Annotated in this window: 8 protein-coding genes; 4 read left to right on the top strand and 4 right to left on the bottom strand. The window is 63.7% G+C overall.

The window, feature by feature from the left end:
• Window positions 1–35: 35 nt before the first annotated feature.
• Window positions 36–1,361 carry an MFS transporter gene (locus JOD97_RS24815; RefSeq protein WP_209724521.1) on the bottom strand — a complete coding sequence of 442 codons (1,326 nt, stop codon included), beginning with the start codon at window positions 1,359–1,361 and terminating at the stop codon, window positions 36–38.
• Between the two features lie 172 nt (window positions 1,362–1,533).
• Between JOD97_RS24815 and JOD97_RS24810 the strand changes: the two genes are divergently transcribed.
• Both JOD97_RS24810 and JOD97_RS24805 read left to right on the top strand, forming a co-directional pair.
• Window positions 1,534–3,996 (top strand): TIM-barrel domain-containing protein, encoded by a 2,463-nt coding sequence (locus JOD97_RS24810; protein ID WP_209724519.1) that lies wholly within the window; start codon window positions 1,534–1,536, stop codon window positions 3,994–3,996.
• Between the two features lie 76 nt (window positions 3,997–4,072).
• On the top strand, window positions 4,073–5,899 hold the full coding sequence (locus JOD97_RS24805) for a M2 family metallopeptidase (RefSeq protein ID WP_209724517.1): 1,827 nt from the start codon (window positions 4,073–4,075) through the stop codon (window positions 5,897–5,899).
• Between the two features lie 125 nt (window positions 5,900–6,024).
• Here JOD97_RS24805 and JOD97_RS24800 read toward each other — a convergent pair whose 3' ends face one another.
• Window positions 6,025–6,498: an Lrp/AsnC family transcriptional regulator gene (locus JOD97_RS24800; RefSeq protein WP_209724515.1), complete on the bottom strand. Its 474-nt coding sequence runs from the start codon at window positions 6,496–6,498 to the stop codon at window positions 6,025–6,027.
• Window positions 6,499–6,616: 118 nt separating this feature from the next.
• Between JOD97_RS24800 and JOD97_RS24795 the strand changes: the two genes are divergently transcribed.
• Window positions 6,617–7,237 carry a LysE family translocator gene (locus tag JOD97_RS24795; protein WP_209724513.1) on the top strand — a complete coding sequence of 207 codons (621 nt, stop codon included), beginning with the start codon at window positions 6,617–6,619 and terminating at the stop codon, window positions 7,235–7,237.
• Window positions 7,238–7,363: 126 nt separating this feature from the next.
• Here JOD97_RS24795 and JOD97_RS24790 read toward each other — a convergent pair whose 3' ends face one another.
• Window positions 7,364–10,030, bottom strand: coding sequence for a TonB-dependent receptor (locus tag JOD97_RS24790; RefSeq protein ID WP_229264683.1), 2,667 nt, complete (start codon window positions 10,028–10,030; stop codon window positions 7,364–7,366).
• Window positions 10,031–10,667: 637 nt separating this feature from the next.
• Between JOD97_RS24790 and JOD97_RS24785 the strand changes: the two genes are divergently transcribed.
• Window positions 10,668–14,000, top strand: a complete 3,333-nt coding sequence (locus JOD97_RS24785; RefSeq protein ID WP_209724508.1) for an alpha/beta hydrolase-fold protein — start codon at window positions 10,668–10,670, stop codon at window positions 13,998–14,000.
• Here JOD97_RS24785 and JOD97_RS24780 read toward each other — a convergent pair.
• The gene (locus JOD97_RS24780; RefSeq protein ID WP_209724506.1) at window positions 13,990–15,474 is read right to left on the bottom strand and encodes a bifunctional diguanylate cyclase/phosphodiesterase; all 1,485 of its coding nucleotides are present in this window, start codon (window positions 15,472–15,474) and stop codon (window positions 13,990–13,992) included. The genes JOD97_RS24785 and JOD97_RS24780 overlap by 11 nt on opposite strands.
• Between the last annotated feature and the right edge of the window lie 32 nt (window positions 15,475–15,506).

Below are 15,506 nucleotides of genomic sequence, written 5' to 3'. Positions count from 1 at the left end.
CACAACATACTTGTCTCGGGAACAATATTACAGCATCAGCCCCCGGAGTCCGCGTTATCCTGGACGACCATGGTCAGAACCGCCGCCACCAGCATGCACACGCCGCCCAGCATCAGCGTCTTGACGGCGTGGCCGAAGAACACATGCTTGGTCATAAACCCGAGCAGCGCGCCGCTGACGATCTGCGGAATCACGATGAAGAAGTTAAACACGCCCATGTAGTAGCCCATGCGGTTGGCCGGCAGCGCGCCGGCCAGGATCGCGTAAGGCATGGTCAAAATGCTGGCCCAGGCGATGCCCACGCCGATCATCGGCACGAACGCCATGGTCGGATCCTGGATGGCGAAAAGGCTGATCAGGCTCACGCCGCCGATGGCCAGGCAGGTCATGTGGACGAACTTGCGGCTGGTGTGGCGCGCGACGACCGGCAGGATGAAGGCCGCCAGCGCGGCCACGCCGCTGTAGACGGCGAACATGACGCCGACGTGGTTGCCGGCCTGCTGGAAGGCGGCCGACTGCGCGTCGGTGGTGCCGTAGACGCTTTCGCCGATGGCGTTGGTGGTGTAGATCCACATCGCGAACAGGCCGATCCAGGTGAAGAACTGCACCGCCGCCAGCTGCACCATCGTCTTGGGCATCTTGCCAAAGCCGCTGAAGATCTCCGCCAGCGCGTGGCCCAGGCCCTTGTTGCGCTGCTGCTCGGCGCGGAACGCTTCCAGATCGCTGGGCGGCAGCTCCTTCGCCGTCAGCACGGTCCACATCACGGCGCACATATAGATCGCGCCGCCGGCGTAGAACGAATAGCGCACGGTGTCGGGAATGGCGCCGTTGACCGGCACATTGCTCACGCCCAGATAGTCGGCGAAGATGGTCGGCAGCAGCGAGGCGATCACCGCGCCCCAGCCGATGAAGAAGGTTTGCATCGCGAAGCCGGCGGTCTGCTGCGACGGTCCGAGCTTGTCGCCGACGAAGGCGCGGAACGGCTCCATCGAGACGTTGATCGCCGCGTCGAGCATCCACAGCACGACCACCGCCATCCACAGCGCCGAGGAATTCGGCATCAGGAACAGCGCCAGGGACGCCAGCAAGGCGCCGACGAAGAAGAACGGACGGCGGCGGCCCCATTGCGGGTGCCAGGTGTTGTCGCTCAGGTAGCCGATGATCGGCTGCACCAGCAGGCCGGTGACCGGCGCCGCCAGCCAATACAGGGACAGATCGTCGGGATTGGCGCCCAGCGTGGAGAAAATCCGGCTGGTGTTAGCATTCTGCAGCGCGAAGCCGAACTGGATACCGAAAAAGCCAAAGCTCATATTCCATAGCTGCCAGAACGACAGTATGGGCTTGCTGCTGGAAGATTTCATGCGACGCGTCCCGATTATTGAAATTTGTAGCAAAATAACACGGCACCCCGGGTGTGTCAATTGAAAGGATACCAAGGTAAAATAACGCCAAACGGCGCATCTTGGACCAAATTTTGTCGTCAAATGTAGCCAAACAACAGAATACATCACACCAACGAGACTTCTACCCGACATGACAAGCAATCCCATTGTAAAACTTGCCGTTCTGCCAATCGCACTGTTCTCGCTGTTTGCCGGCTTGGCCCCTGCCGCGCTGGCGCAAAACGCCGGCCGCATCTTCGCCAGCGCCACGCTGCACGGCGGCTACCTGGAGGTGCGCACCAGCGACGGCGTCTATCTGATCAAGCCCTACACCCGCAGCATCATCGAAACCACCTTCGTGCCGGACGGCGAAAAGGCCGATCCGGATTCGCACGCGGTGGTGCTGGCGCCGGCCGCCGTGACCACCACGTTCTCCGACAAGGCCAACAAGATCGAATACGCCACCCTGGGCCTGGTGGTCACTGTCACCAAGTCGCCGTTCCAGATCTCGTACGCCTACAAGGGCAAGCAGCTGGTCGCGGAAAAAAAAGGCTACATGCACGTCACCGACGACGTCGCGACCGGCAGCAAGGACATTAACAAAGGCCGGCCGCGCGTGCTGGAGGCGATCGAATTCGCGCTCGACAAGGACGAGGCGCTGTACGGCGCCGGCGCGCGCGCGGTCGGCATGAACCGCCGCGGCAACCGCTTCACACTGTATAACAAGGCGGACTACGGCTACGGCGCGACGTCGAAGCAGCTCAATTACGGCATGCCGATCGCGCTGTCGTCGAAGATGTACGCGCTCCATTTCGACAACGCCCGCACCGGCTACCTGGACTTCGACAGCAAGAAGGACAACAGCCTGCGCTGGGAAACCATCGGCGGGCGCAAGACCTACCAGATCGTCGCCGGCGACAAATGGGAGGACGTGATCGACAACTACACCTACCTGACCGGCAAGCAGCCGATGCCGCCGCGCTGGGCCTTCGGTAACTTCGCGATGCGCTTCGGCTACCACAGCGAGGCGGAAGCGGGCGCGGTGGTCGACAAGTTCATCGCCGACGACATCCCGCTCGACGCCATCGTCTTCGATCTGTACTGGTTCGGCAAGGAGGTCAAGGGCACCATGGGCAACCTGGCCTGGGACGCGGACAACTTCCCCAACCCGATCGGCATGATCTCCGATTTCAAGCAAAAAGGCGTACAGACGGTGGTGATCAGCGAGCCGTTCGTCGTCGACACCTCCAGCCGCTGGAAGGAGGCGGTCGACAAGAAGATCCTCGGCACCGACGCCAACGGCAAGCCGCTGGCCTACGACTTCTTCTTCGGCCACACGGGCCTGATCGACATCTTCGGCCAGCCCGGCAAGGACTGGCTGTGGAATATCTACAAAGGCCTGCACCAGCAGGGCGTGGCCGGCGTCTGGGGCGACCTGGGCGAGCCGGAACTGCACCCGACCGAAATGCGCCACGCCACCGGCGGCGCCGACGACGTCCACAACATCTACGGCCACCAATGGGCCAAGCTGGTGGCCGAGGGCTACCAGCAGGACTTCCCCACCGAGCGCCCGTTCATCCTGATGCGCGCCGGTTACTCCGGCACGCAGCGCTACGGCATCATCCCGTGGTCCGGCGACGTCGATCGCAGCTGGGCGGGACTGCAATCGCAGCCGGAGATCTCGCTGCAAATGGGGATGCAGGGCGCCGGCTACATGCACTCGGACCTGGGCGGCTTCGCCAACCCGGTGCTGGACAACGAGCTGTATGCGCGCTGGCTGCAGTACGGCGTGTTCCAGCCGGTGTTCCGCCCGCACGCGCAGGAGGAAGTACCGTCGGAACCGGTCTACCGCGAAGACAAGACCAAGGCGCTGGCGCGCGACGCCATCCGCATGCGCTACCGCCTGCTGCCATATAACTACACGCTCGCCTTCGACAACAACCAGAAAGGGCTGCCGCTGATGCGCCCCATGCTGTACGAAGAACCGGGCAACGCCAAGGTGCGGGCGATGTCGTCGACCTACCTGTGGGGCAAGGACTTCCTGGTCACGCCGGTGCTGACGGCCGGCGCCACCAAGGCCGACGTCTACTTCCCGGCTACCAGCGCTTGGTTCGACTTCTACTCCGGCGAGCGGCAGGCCGGCGGCGCGACCAAATCGGTGAAGCTCAGCGCCGACCACGTGCCGGTCTACGTGCGCGCCGGCGCCTTCATTCCGATGACGCGCGTGGTGCAGACCACGCGCGACTACAGCACCAGGAACATCGAGCTGCACTACTACCACGACTCCTCCGTCAAGACCGCCACCGGCAAGCTGTATGACGACGACGGCCTGACCGCGCAAGCGTTCGAGCGTGGCCAATACGAGCTGCTGACCTTCACCAGCAAGGTGTATCGGCGCGGCCTGTCGATCAACATCGACTCGGCCATCGGCGACAACTACCGCCGTCCCGAGCGCAGCATCGACCTGACGGTGCATAACGTGAGCTCGAAACCGGCGTCGGTGCGGGTCGACGGCACGGTGGCGGCCTTCTCGTGGGACGCCGGTTCCAAGCTACTGACGCTGGTGCTGCCGCCCAGCGCCCTGCCCGCCCGAACCGTCAACATCGCCCTGTAAGCGTGTATGATTATTGGCCATGGATCGGTAAGCAAAGCGTCAACCGGTTCGATGGCCAATACGATTACCCAGGGAGATGCACTTGACACCAAAAATTATCAGCACGCTGCTGGCGGCGACCGCCATGACAGCCGTCGGCGCTACCGCGCTGGCCGCCCCCGCAAAAAAACCGACCGTCGCCGAAGCGGAACGCTTTTTGACCGACACCGAGGAACGCCTCAATAAACTGAACAACGAACAGGCGCGGGGCGCCTGGGTCGGTTCCAACTTCATCACCGACGACACCGAGGCGATCACCTCCTACTTCGCCGAACGCTATCTGACGGCGTCCGGCGAGGCGGCGATCGGCGCGCGCCGTTTCAACGGCCTGAAACTGCCGGCGGAATCGGCGCGCAAGCTGATGCTGCTGCAGCAAACGCTGGTCTTCGCAGATCCCAAGGAGCGCGAACAATACGCCCAGCTGCAGGCGGCGATGAACGGCGCCTATGGCAAAGCCAAATACTGCGTCAAGAAGGACGACGGCACCGCCGACGCCTGCATGGCGCTGGGCGAAATGGAAAAGGTCCTGGCCAACAGCCGCGAAGAACCCAAGCTCAAGGAAATGTGGCTGGGCTGGCACGCGCAATCGCCGTCGTACAAGAACAAGTACACCGAATATGTCGCGCTGTCGAACAAGGGCGCCAAGCAGATGGGCTTTGTCGACACCGGCGCCATGTGGCGCGCGCAATACGACATGCCACCGGAGGCCTTCGCCGCCGAAATGGAGCGCCTGTGGCAGCAGGTCAAGCCGCTGTACGAATCGCTGCACACCTACACCCGCTACAAGCTGCGCGAAACCTACGGCCCGGACGTGGTGCCGCTGACCGGCCCGATTCCGTCCCACCTGTTCGGTAACATGTGGGCGCAAAGCTGGGACAACCTGTACCCGATCCTCAAGCCGGCCAAGGGCGCCAGCAGCTACGACCTGACCAAGGTGCTGGAAGCGCGCAAGACCGACGCCAAACAGATGACGCAATACGCCGAGCGTTTCTACACCTCGCTGGGCATGCAGAAGCTGCCGGCCACGTTCTGGGAGCGCTCGTTGCTGACCAAGCCGCGCGACCGCGACGTCGTCTGCCACGCCTCCGCCTGGCCGCTGGACGAAAAGGACGACGTGCGCATCAAGATGTGCATCACGCCGACGGCCGAGGACTTCACGGTGATCCACCACGAGTTGGGTCACGTGTACTACTTCCTGGCTTATAACAAGCAGCCCTTCCTGTTCCGCAACGGCGCCAACGACGGCTTCCACGAAGCGATCGGCGACACCGTCGCGCTGTCGATCACACCGGATTATCTGAAGAAGGTCGGGTTGATGGAGCAGACGCCGGAAGCCGACGCCGACATCGGCGACCTGCTCAAGCGCGCGCTGTCGAAGGTCGCGATCCTGCCGTTCGCGTACTCGGTGGACAAATGGCGCTGGGACGTCTACGCCGGCAAGACCAAGCCGGAGGACTACGACAAGGCCTGGTGGCAGTTGCGCGAGCAGTACATGGGCATGAAGCGTCCGGCGGCGATCGCCAACGGCGGCTTCGACGCCGGCGCCAAGTACCACGTGGCGGCGGACGTGCCGTACGCGCGCTACTTCCTGGCCGACATGCTGCAGTTCCAGTTCCACCGCGCGCTGTGCCGCGAGGCCGGCTACACGGGGCCGCTGAACCGCTGTTCGGTGTACGACAACGCCAAGGCCGGCGCCAAGCTGCAGCAGATGCTGGCGATGGGCGCGAGCAAGCCATGGCCGGAAGCGCTGAAGGCGATCTCGGGCGAGGACAAGATCGACGGCAACGCGCTGCTGGAGTATTTCGCGCCGCTGAAAACGTGGCTGGACCAGCAGAACGCCGCCTTCGCCGCCGCCCAGAAATAAACTCCGGGGTCAGGTCCACCATTTCTACACGAGCTCTGCCGCAAGCGCTGAATCACCAGCCGATCGGCGAGCCTACAGCCCAGCCCGTGTAGCATTGATTGGTGGACCTGACCCCGGATCTGGCGTCAGCGACTGGTGGCGCCCGGCTTGACCACGCCGCGCCGTTCGATGGGCGTCGAAAACACGATCGAGGTTCGCGTTTCACCGTAGCAGTTAATGCTGCCGACGAAGCGCTCCAGGTCGGCCATGCTCGCGGCCACCACCGTCATTAGATAGGAATCCGCGCCGGCGACATGATGGCACTCCAACACCTCGGGCGACTTGCCGAGTTTCTCCAACAGACGTTTCTTCTCCGGTTGCGCCGCCGTGATCCCGACCACCGCCTTGACCGGATAGCCTGCGGCGGATTCATCGACCTCCACCGAGATACGTCGTACGACGCCGGCTTCCTGCAGCCGCTTCAGACGCTCGGCCGTGGCCGCCACCGATAGCCCCACCGATGCGGCGAGGGACTTCAACGGCGCTCGCGCATCCGCCCGCAATGCATCCAGCAGCCGCCAGCCGGCCGCGTCCAGCTCGTCATTTTGATTTCTTCCCATATCAAGTATCCGCAAGAAAAATGAAGGAAAATTATCACATAGGCGAGAAATTCGTACTGTCAATCAGTTATCCCAATCCGGATAATTTAGTTCCGATGACTAGCCAAGTGGGCGGAAAATGCTTGATATACAGAACTACCGCAGCTTCGTCGCCGCCATCCTGGTGTTCCAGGCGATACCTGGGGCCGGCACCATCGCCATCCTCGATTCCACCGCCCGCCATGGCCGCCGGGCGGGAATGGCCGCAGTGATGGGTACGCTTGCCGGCGACGCCCTGTTAATGACCGCTGCCGTCGCCGGGTTGGCCGCGCTGCTGCAAGCCAATCCGTTGCTCTTCCAAGGCCTTCAATGGTTCGGCGCCGCCTACTTGTTCTGGATGGGCGGCAAGCTGGTATTCACGAAGGCGGATGGTAACGCGGCCGAGTCCGCCGACCGGTTGACGTCGCGAGGATATTTCCGACGCGCCCTCGCAGTCAGCCTAACGAATCCGAAGGTCATCCTGTTTTTCATCGCCTTCTTCCCCTTGTTTCTGAAGCCGCATGCTTCCCCGATGACCTTGCCCGTGATGATGCTCCACGTAACGACTCTCAGCCTTGTCTACCAGGCGGCGCTCGTGTTTATCGGCAATCTCGTCGCGGTTCGGCTCAAGGAAATATCCTCAGCAAGCGTGATCGCGAGCCGGCTTGCCGGCGTGACGTTGATAGCGCTGAGTATGAAACTTGCCTCCCGCATCCATTGAAGCCGGCATCGACGGGTGTACGGTCCCGCCCGTGTAGAATTGGTGGACCTGACCCCGGAGTTATAAAGCAAAAAAACCCTCGCCGGCTTGCGCTGGCGAGGGCTGAAGAGCGGAGATACAAGCGCTTTAGAACTTGTAGTTGACGCCGGCGATAACCGTGCGGCCGTACTTGGCGTATTCGAGCTGCTGGGCGCGGTCGCCGTTGTAGGTTTCGTAAGCGGCGTTGCGCAGGTTGTTGACCTGCAGGACCAGCCCCACGCCCTTCATGGCGCCGCTGTTGAAGGTGTAGCCGATCTGGAAGTCGACCACGTTCTCACCCACCACGTAGCGCAGCGCGCGGTCGTTCGAGAAGTTGCCGATCTCGCCGACGAAGTCGGAACGACGACGCTGGCTGATGCGCGTTTCGAAACCATTCTTCTCGTAGTACGCCGTCAGGTTGGTGGTGCGCTTGGACAAGCCCGGCAGCGGGATGTTCGAGCCGATGCTGCCGCTCGGATCTTCAATGCTGATCTTGCTGTCGGTGTAGGTGGCGCTGGCGCTGACGCCGAAGCCGTCCAGTACCGGCGTCAACATGTTCAGCGGCATCGAACCGGACAGCTCCACGCCTTTCAGGATGCCGCCGTTGCCGTTATAGGCGGCGGTGTAGTTGCCGGTGCGCGAGGCCAGCGGACGACCGTCCGGCATCAGGTAGCTTGCCGGGAAGTAGTTGGAGAAGTCGTAGCTCTTGGTCTGGGTGAAGATGTAGGTGTCCAGCTTCTTGAAGAACGCGGCGGCGGCGACATACGCTTTCTTGTCGAAATACTTCTCGTACGAAATGTCGAACGCCTTGGCGCGCCATGGGTCCAGCTTGGCATTGCCGCCGCTGGCGTTCGGCTCGCGCTTGGTGGTGTCGACGTTGATCTCCAGCGCCGAGCGCATCTGGTCCACCCGTGGACGCGCCAGTTGCTTGGCCAGGCCTACACGCACGGTCTGATCGTGTTCGAAACCGAAGGCCAGGTTCATGCTTGGCAGGAAGTCGGTGTAGCTCTTGCCGTCGTGGACAGGCTTGATCTGGCTGCCGACCGGGGCGCTGTTGTCGACATAGCGCGAGTCGGACGACTGGCTGGTGTTCTGCATCTGCACGCCGATATTGCCGCGCAGGCTGACCGCCGGGCTCAGTTCCGCTTCGATGTTGGCCTTGGCGAAGCTGGTGACGACTTTCTCGTTGACCGTCCACGCTTTCGGGATCAGGTAGGTCAAATCTTCGCTCGGCTGGAACGACATGAACTGGCTGACCATGCCCGGCACGTTCCAGGTCGGAATCGAACCGGCGCCGGCGAAGCCGAGGTCGACATTGCCATATTGCAGGCTGCCAGGGACGGATACCGGCGCGCCGACCAGGTTGATGCTGCCTTCCGGCTGGCGCTTGCTCTTGCTGCGGTCGGCGTAGTTGACGCCGAAGTCAAAGCTGGAGAACGCTTTTTCCAGCGCGCCGCCGGCGCGCACGTTGGCGGTCAGCTTGGCGCCCTTCAGTTCGTCTTCCACGCTCGGCACCTTGCCGTAGCCGGAGCCGTAGATGGTGTTGCCGACGTACAGGTTGGCCGGGTTGCTGTAATCGATGCCGGTGGTCAGGCGCGAATAGCCGCCGTTGCCGTAGCCCAAGTTGACCTTGTCCAGCAGGGCCGAGGCGCCGCCGTTGCTGTATTGCAGGTTGTTTTCCAGGCTCAGCTCGTTGCGCTTGGCCTTCGAGTAGTTCAGGTCGGCGAAGATGGTGAAGTCGTTGTTGCGGAATTCATTGCTCCAGCCGACGGCGCGGATGTCATCCTTGCGCTTGTTGTACATGCCGCGCACCAGCGGGCGGACATTGTTGAGCGTGCCGCTGGCGATGGTGCCGTTGTTGACCTGGACCGGGTTGTAGTTCGACTCGCCCTGCTCCAGCGAAATCTCGAGCTGGTTGGCGGTTTCCTCGGCCTTGAAGCGCGACGCGTACACGTCGACGATGCTGGTCCATTGCTTGTTCGGACGGTATTGCAGCACGCCCATCACGCCGTCGCGCTGGTTCTCGCCGCTGCGGGCCACGGCCTTGATGCCGTTCGAGGCGAAGGTGCCGGCCGGCAGGCCGTTGCGCGCGTCGCGTTTCCATGGCTCGTACAGGCCGGTCTCATTGGACAGGATCGGGGTTTCCAGGTGCGCGTAGCCGAGCGCGACGCCGATCGTGCGGTTGGCGAACTGGTCGATGTAGCTGGCGCTGAAGCGGTTGCCGGTGTCCTTGGCGTTGCCGATCTTGCCCAGCGAGTTCTTCTCGCCACGGGCGTTCAGCGCCACGGTGCGGCCCGAGAAGTTCAGCGGACGCACGGTTTGCATGTCGATGGTGCCGGACAAACCCTGGCCGACCAGGCCGGCGTCAGGCGTCTTGTAGACCGTCACGCCGCTCATCAGCTCGGACGGGTATTGGTCGAATTCGACGCTGCGGTTGTCGCCGGTGCTGACCTGCTCGCGGCCGTTCAACAAGGTGGTCGAAAAGTCCGGCGACAGGCCGCGCACGCTGATGACTTGGGCACGGCCGGCGACGCGCTGGGCGGCCAGGCCTGGCAGGCGCGAGATCGACTCGGCGATGCTGACGTCCGGCAGCTTGCCGATGTCTTCGGCGGAAATGGCTTCAACGATGGAGCTGGAGTCCTTCTTGACCGAGATGGCGCCCTCGATGCCGCGACGGATGCCGGAGACCACGACCGAAGCGATCGGCGCCTCGCCCGCCACCGGTGCTTCGGCGGTCTGGGCGTATGCCGGGCTGGCGAACGCTGCTACAAACAAAGCGCACCCCGCTGCGACCGGCTTCAATGGAAATGCAGCGGTCTTGCTGCGCTTATTTGCGAAAATACTCATTCAATGTCCCCTCAACACGACATAAATTAATTTCCCGCAACATCTGGCGCACCGCATTCGGGGGGCGTCACAACTACACGGGATCCAAGGAAAGCTGACGTTCTCAAGACGTTCTGGCGAGAATTTTGTACTAAAACTAGATTCACTGTCAATTGAACTTCTGTTTACCTACTGATTGCGGGGCCTGAGCAGTGGCGACCTCCCTATGATGAATACCTCGCCGTTGTATTTCCACTACACGGAAGCACCAAATCATATGTAGTAGAACTACAGATTTTCCGAAAAAATGACGTATTTTTGAAAGCAAATGTCAGTTTACTGTCGTCTTGCAAGCCTACCGATGGCTGTGGCGTGCGCGAAATTGCGGCTGAGCCCGAGTTGATGCCGGAAAACCACACAGTTTCTGTATTTCGGGTAAATTTCGCTGTCGGCCGCCGTTCGACGACGTGCAGATTCGAGGCATTTTCAAGCTAAGCGCGAAAAACGCAGCTAAAAACACAAAATACGGTGCTGTAGTACGACTACGCAAAGCCGGTCGCTCAGCGCTGATACTGGAGATCGAACAATGACCTACCGCCTGACCGCGTTGTGCGCCGCGCTATCCTTTGCCATGCCGGCAGCGCTGGCCGCATCGAGCGCCACCGCCAGCTATCCGACTTGGGACGGCAAGCAGGAGACCGTCCGCTACACCACGCCGGACGCCGGCGCCGCGCTGCGCGGCTACACGCAGGCGACCGCGATGCGCGTGCGCGAAGGCGGCAAGCAGCAGGTGGCCTACCGGGAGTCCGCCGGGCTGCCGACCGTCCGCAGCGGCAGCCTCGCCTTCGACGCCCTGTTCGCGCTGGCCGGCGCGGAGATGAAGCAGGACTCGGTGAGCGAAATCCGCGACGGCAGCTACAACGGCGGCAAGGCCATCGCCTGCGAGTGTTTCGAGACCGGCGAGTTGTGGCACTACGTGTGGACCCGCGACCTGTCGTATGCCGCGTCGCTCGGCCTGGGCATGCTGGACCCGCAGCGCGTGCGCAACTCGCTGGAATTCAAGTTGTCCGGCTACCGCGACGGCGTCCAACCCGGCGCGCACGTCGCCGGCGGCGCCGACGGCCTGCAGATCATCCAGGACACCGGCAGCGGCGGCAGCTGGCCGGTCAGCACCGACCGTGTCAGCTGGGCGTTCGGCGCCGACGAGGCGCTCAAGGCGCTGGCGCCGGAACAGCGCCGCGCCTTCGCCGCCACCGCGTTGAAGGCCCTCGCCAACACGCTGGAGAACGACAGGGTCGCCGTCTACGACCGCGCCGATGGCTTGTACAACGGCGAACAGTCCTTCCTCGACTGGCGCGAACAAAGCTATGCCGCCTGGATACCGGGCGACCTGGCCAGCATGGCGACGTCGAAGGCGCTGTCGACCAACGCCGGCCACTACAAGGCGCTGACCCTGGCGGCCCAACTGGCGGCCGAACAGGGCGACAAGGCGCTGGCCGGGAAGTACGCGGCATGGGCGGCGGACCTGAAGCGCGCCATCAACCAGCGCTTCTGGCAGGCCGACACCGGCATGTACAGCAGCCTGACCGCCGGCCATTTCGACGGCGCGCCGATGTACAAGTACGACTGGCTGGGACAATCGCTGGCCATCGTCACCGGCATCGCCGACGAACGGCAGGCGCAAAGCATCCTGGCGCATTATCCGCATGGCCCGTTCGGCGCGCCGGTGATCTATCCACAGCAGACCGATACGGCGGTCTATCACAACCGCGCCATGTGGCCTTTCGTGACCGCGTATGGCTTGAAGGCGGCGACGATGCACGGCAACGTGGCCGTGGCCGACGCCGCGTACGACACGCTGATGCGCGGCGCCGCGCTGAACCTGTCCAACATGGAGAACCTGGAATGGCTATCCGGCCAGCCGATGCTGGAGGATAAACGCAAGGTCGCCGGCAAGCAACTCGATCTGAGCGGGCCGGTGGTCAACTCGCGCCGCCAGCTGTGGTCCGTGGGCGCCTATCTGGGCATGGTGGTGGGCGAGGTGTTCGGCGTGCGGACCACCGACAGCGGCATCGCGCTGCGGCCGTTCGTCACGGCCAAGCTGCGGCGCGAGGCCTTCCCCGGCTCCGACACGGCCACGCTGAATAACCTGACCGTGCGCGGCAAGCGCCTGCGCGTCCGCCTTCTGCTGCCCGCCGCCGCGCCTTCCGGCACGAACGGCTACTACACGGTCGACGGCGTGACATTGAACGGCAAGGCCGCCACGCAATCGCTCGATTGGTCCGCGCTGGGCGACGACAACCAGATCGACATCCGCCTGGGCCAATTGCTGCCGGGACGCCAGGAAAGGCGCGACGTCGCCGCCAAGCCGCTGGTGGCGGATCAAGCGGTGTACGCGCCGCCCGAGCCGCGCATCGTCAAACTGGAACGCGGCACCTACGGCTTCCCCACGCTGCATATCGCACATCCGGGTGCCGGCAAAGGTGTCGCCTATAACATCTACCGCAACGGCAAGCTGGCCACCCAACGCATCACCGCAAACACATGGGCCGACCGCCGCGCGCCGGCGTCCGGCAAAGGCGGAAACCTGTGCTACGCGGTGGAGGCGATGTACAACGGTTCCGGAAACCGCAGCCACCACAGCGCGCCCGCATGCCTGGCCACCGGTGTGGAAATCGGCGCCGGCGACGCCCGCGTGGAATCCAGCATCGCCGCCACCGATGGACGCATCGCCGGCTGGGGCAAGCCGTCCGACAAATTCGCGGTGCGCGACATCGAGGTGGGGCGCGACGGCAGCTACGCGCTGCAAATCAAATACCGCAACACCGCGCACCAGATCAACCTGGGCATCAGCGGCGGCGTAAAATGGCTGTCATTGAAGGACGATGGCGGCAAGGTCGTCGCCAGCGGCGTGGTGCAGCTGCCGCACTCGCCGGAGCGCGCAGGCCCGTCGTATTCGACGCCGATCCGCGCCGCGCTCAAGGCCGGCCGCTACCGCCTGGAACTGGAGGACCACTACAATATGACCTACCTGAAAAGTAACACCACCTACAGCGATGCCGGTGGCGTGAAAGGACCGTCGAACCAGTTCGACATCCACGGCGTGCGCGTGATGCCGGCCGCGCCGGCGGACGATGCCAGCGCCGGCACCTCCGCCGCGACCGCGCCGGCCGGCACCATCCGCATCGTCGAACAATTCGCGTCGCCGCAGTTGGGCAACAGCCGCAATCTGCGCATCTACCTGCCGCCGGGGTACGAGGACTATCCACAGCGCCGCTATCCGGTCCTGTACATGCACGATGGCCAGAACCTGTTCGACGCCAAGACCGCCTCGTTCGGCGTCGCATGGGACGTCGGCACCACCATGGACCGCCTGATCGCCGCCGGCGCCATCGAGCCGGCCATCGTCGTCGGCATCGACAACACCAAGGACCGCATGGACGAATACACGCCCTGCTGCGATCCGAAACACGGCGGCGGCAAAATCGACGCCTACATGGCCTTCATCGTCGATACCGTCAAACCTTGGGCCGACGCCAACCTGCGCACCCTGCCCGACCGCGAACACACCGCCATCATGGGATCGTCGCTGGGCGGCCTCGCTTCGGTGTACATCGCGCAGCGGCATCCGGAGATATTCTCCAAGGCCGGCGGCGTGTCGGGGTCGTTCTGGTGGAATGACGGCGCGTTCATCAAGAACGTGCCGGCGCGCCAGCCGGTCAAATTCTACCTCGATGCCGGTTCCAAAAAAGACGGCATCGAGCACACGCTGAAAATGCGCGACGCCATGCTGGCGCAGGGCTACAAGCTAAACGAGGATCTGTATTTTTACGAGTCGCCGGACGGCGTCCACAACGAGAAATCGTGGGCGGCGCGCGTGCACCTGCCGCTGACGTGGTTCTTCGCCGCTAAGAAGTAATCAGGTCGCGGTTGGCCAGCAGCGCCTCCACCTCGCCGGGCGGCACGGCGGCGCTGAGGCAGAAGCCGAACGCCTCGTCGCAGTCCATCGCCATCAGCCGCGCCAGCTGGTCGCCGGTTTCGACGCCGCCGGCCAGCACCCGCATGTCGAGCGTATGCGCCATCGCGATGATGGCGCGCACCATCGAACCGTCGGCGCTCCGTTTGACGCCTCCCGGCGTCTCCGGCGGCTGCCGCGTGCCGTGCAGGTCGTCGATGAAGCTCTTGTCGATCTTGACCACGTCGACCGGAAAGCGCCGCAGATAATTGAGCGAGGCGTAGCCGGTGCCGAAATCGCTGATCGAAATGCGCACGCCAAGCTCCTTCAGCCGCCGCAGCGTGCCCTCGCAATTCTGGTTGCGGTCGATCAGCATGCCCTCGGTGATTTCCAGTTCGATCAGGTGGCCCGGCACGCCGGCCCGCTCCAGTATCGCGGCAAGGCTCTCGGCGATGTCCTTCTGGTAGAACTGGCGCGGCGACAGGTGCACCGACACCGTCAGCGGATGCCCGCGGTCCATCCAGTGGCGCGCCTGCGCCGCCGCCGTCGCCAGCGCCCAGGCGCCCACCGGCAGTATCAGCGCGCTCTCCTCGAGCACCGGCAGGAAGTCGAGCGGCATCACCAGGCCGAGCTCCGGATGATTCCAGCGCAGCAGCGCCTTGACGCCGGTGATGCGCTGCTCGCGCAAATCGAGCCTGGGCTGGTAGGCGAGGATGAATTCCTTGTGCTCGAGCGCGTGCCTGAGCGCCGCCTCCAGGATCATCCTGGAATAGGCCTTGACCTGCATGCTCGGCACGAAGCGCATGCAGGCGCCATTGCCGCGCTGCTTGGCGGCGTACATCGCCAGGTCGGCCTTCTCGACCAGGTCCTCGATGCGCTCGTCGTCGTCCGGATAGACCGCCACGCCGACGCTGGCGGCCACCCGCAGCGCCTGGCCGTGGATGGAGAACGGCGCGTCGATGGCGGCGGCGATTTTATCGGCCACCTGCTGCGCGTCGTCGGCGCCGCGCAGCTCCGTCAGCAGCAGGATGAACTCGTCGCCGCCGTGGCGCGCCACGGTGTCGACCTCGCGCACGCATTTGCGCAGCCGCTGCGCGAACTGCACCAGCACCTGGTCGCCGGCCTCGTGGCCGAGCGTGTCATTGATGTGCTTGAAGCGGTCGATGTCGACGAACAGCACCGCCAGCAGGCTCTTGTGGCGGCGCGCGTAGGCCACGCCGTGTTCGAGGCGCAGCTGGAATTGCAGCCGGTTGGGCAGGCCCGTCAGGCAATCGTGGTGGGCGATGAAGTCGAGCCGTGTTTCGCTGTCGCGCTGGGTTGCCAGCGCGCTCTGCAATTGCGCGCAGCGGCGGCGCAGCACGCGGACCCGCGCTGCGCCATACCACAGCGCCAGCAGACACGGTGTGAGGCCTAGCAATGCCGGCAATAGGAGCTCCATGCGATCCCTCTTCGTCCCGTGCAGCGGTGAAA

Origin of the sequence: Duganella sp. 1411 (assembly GCF_017833525.1) — a bacterium.
Lineage (GTDB): Bacteria > Pseudomonadota > Gammaproteobacteria > Burkholderiales > Burkholderiaceae_D > Rugamonas.
The sequence above is the reverse complement of the archived record's forward strand: the minus strand, read 5'-3'. Positions and strand labels throughout refer to the sequence as shown.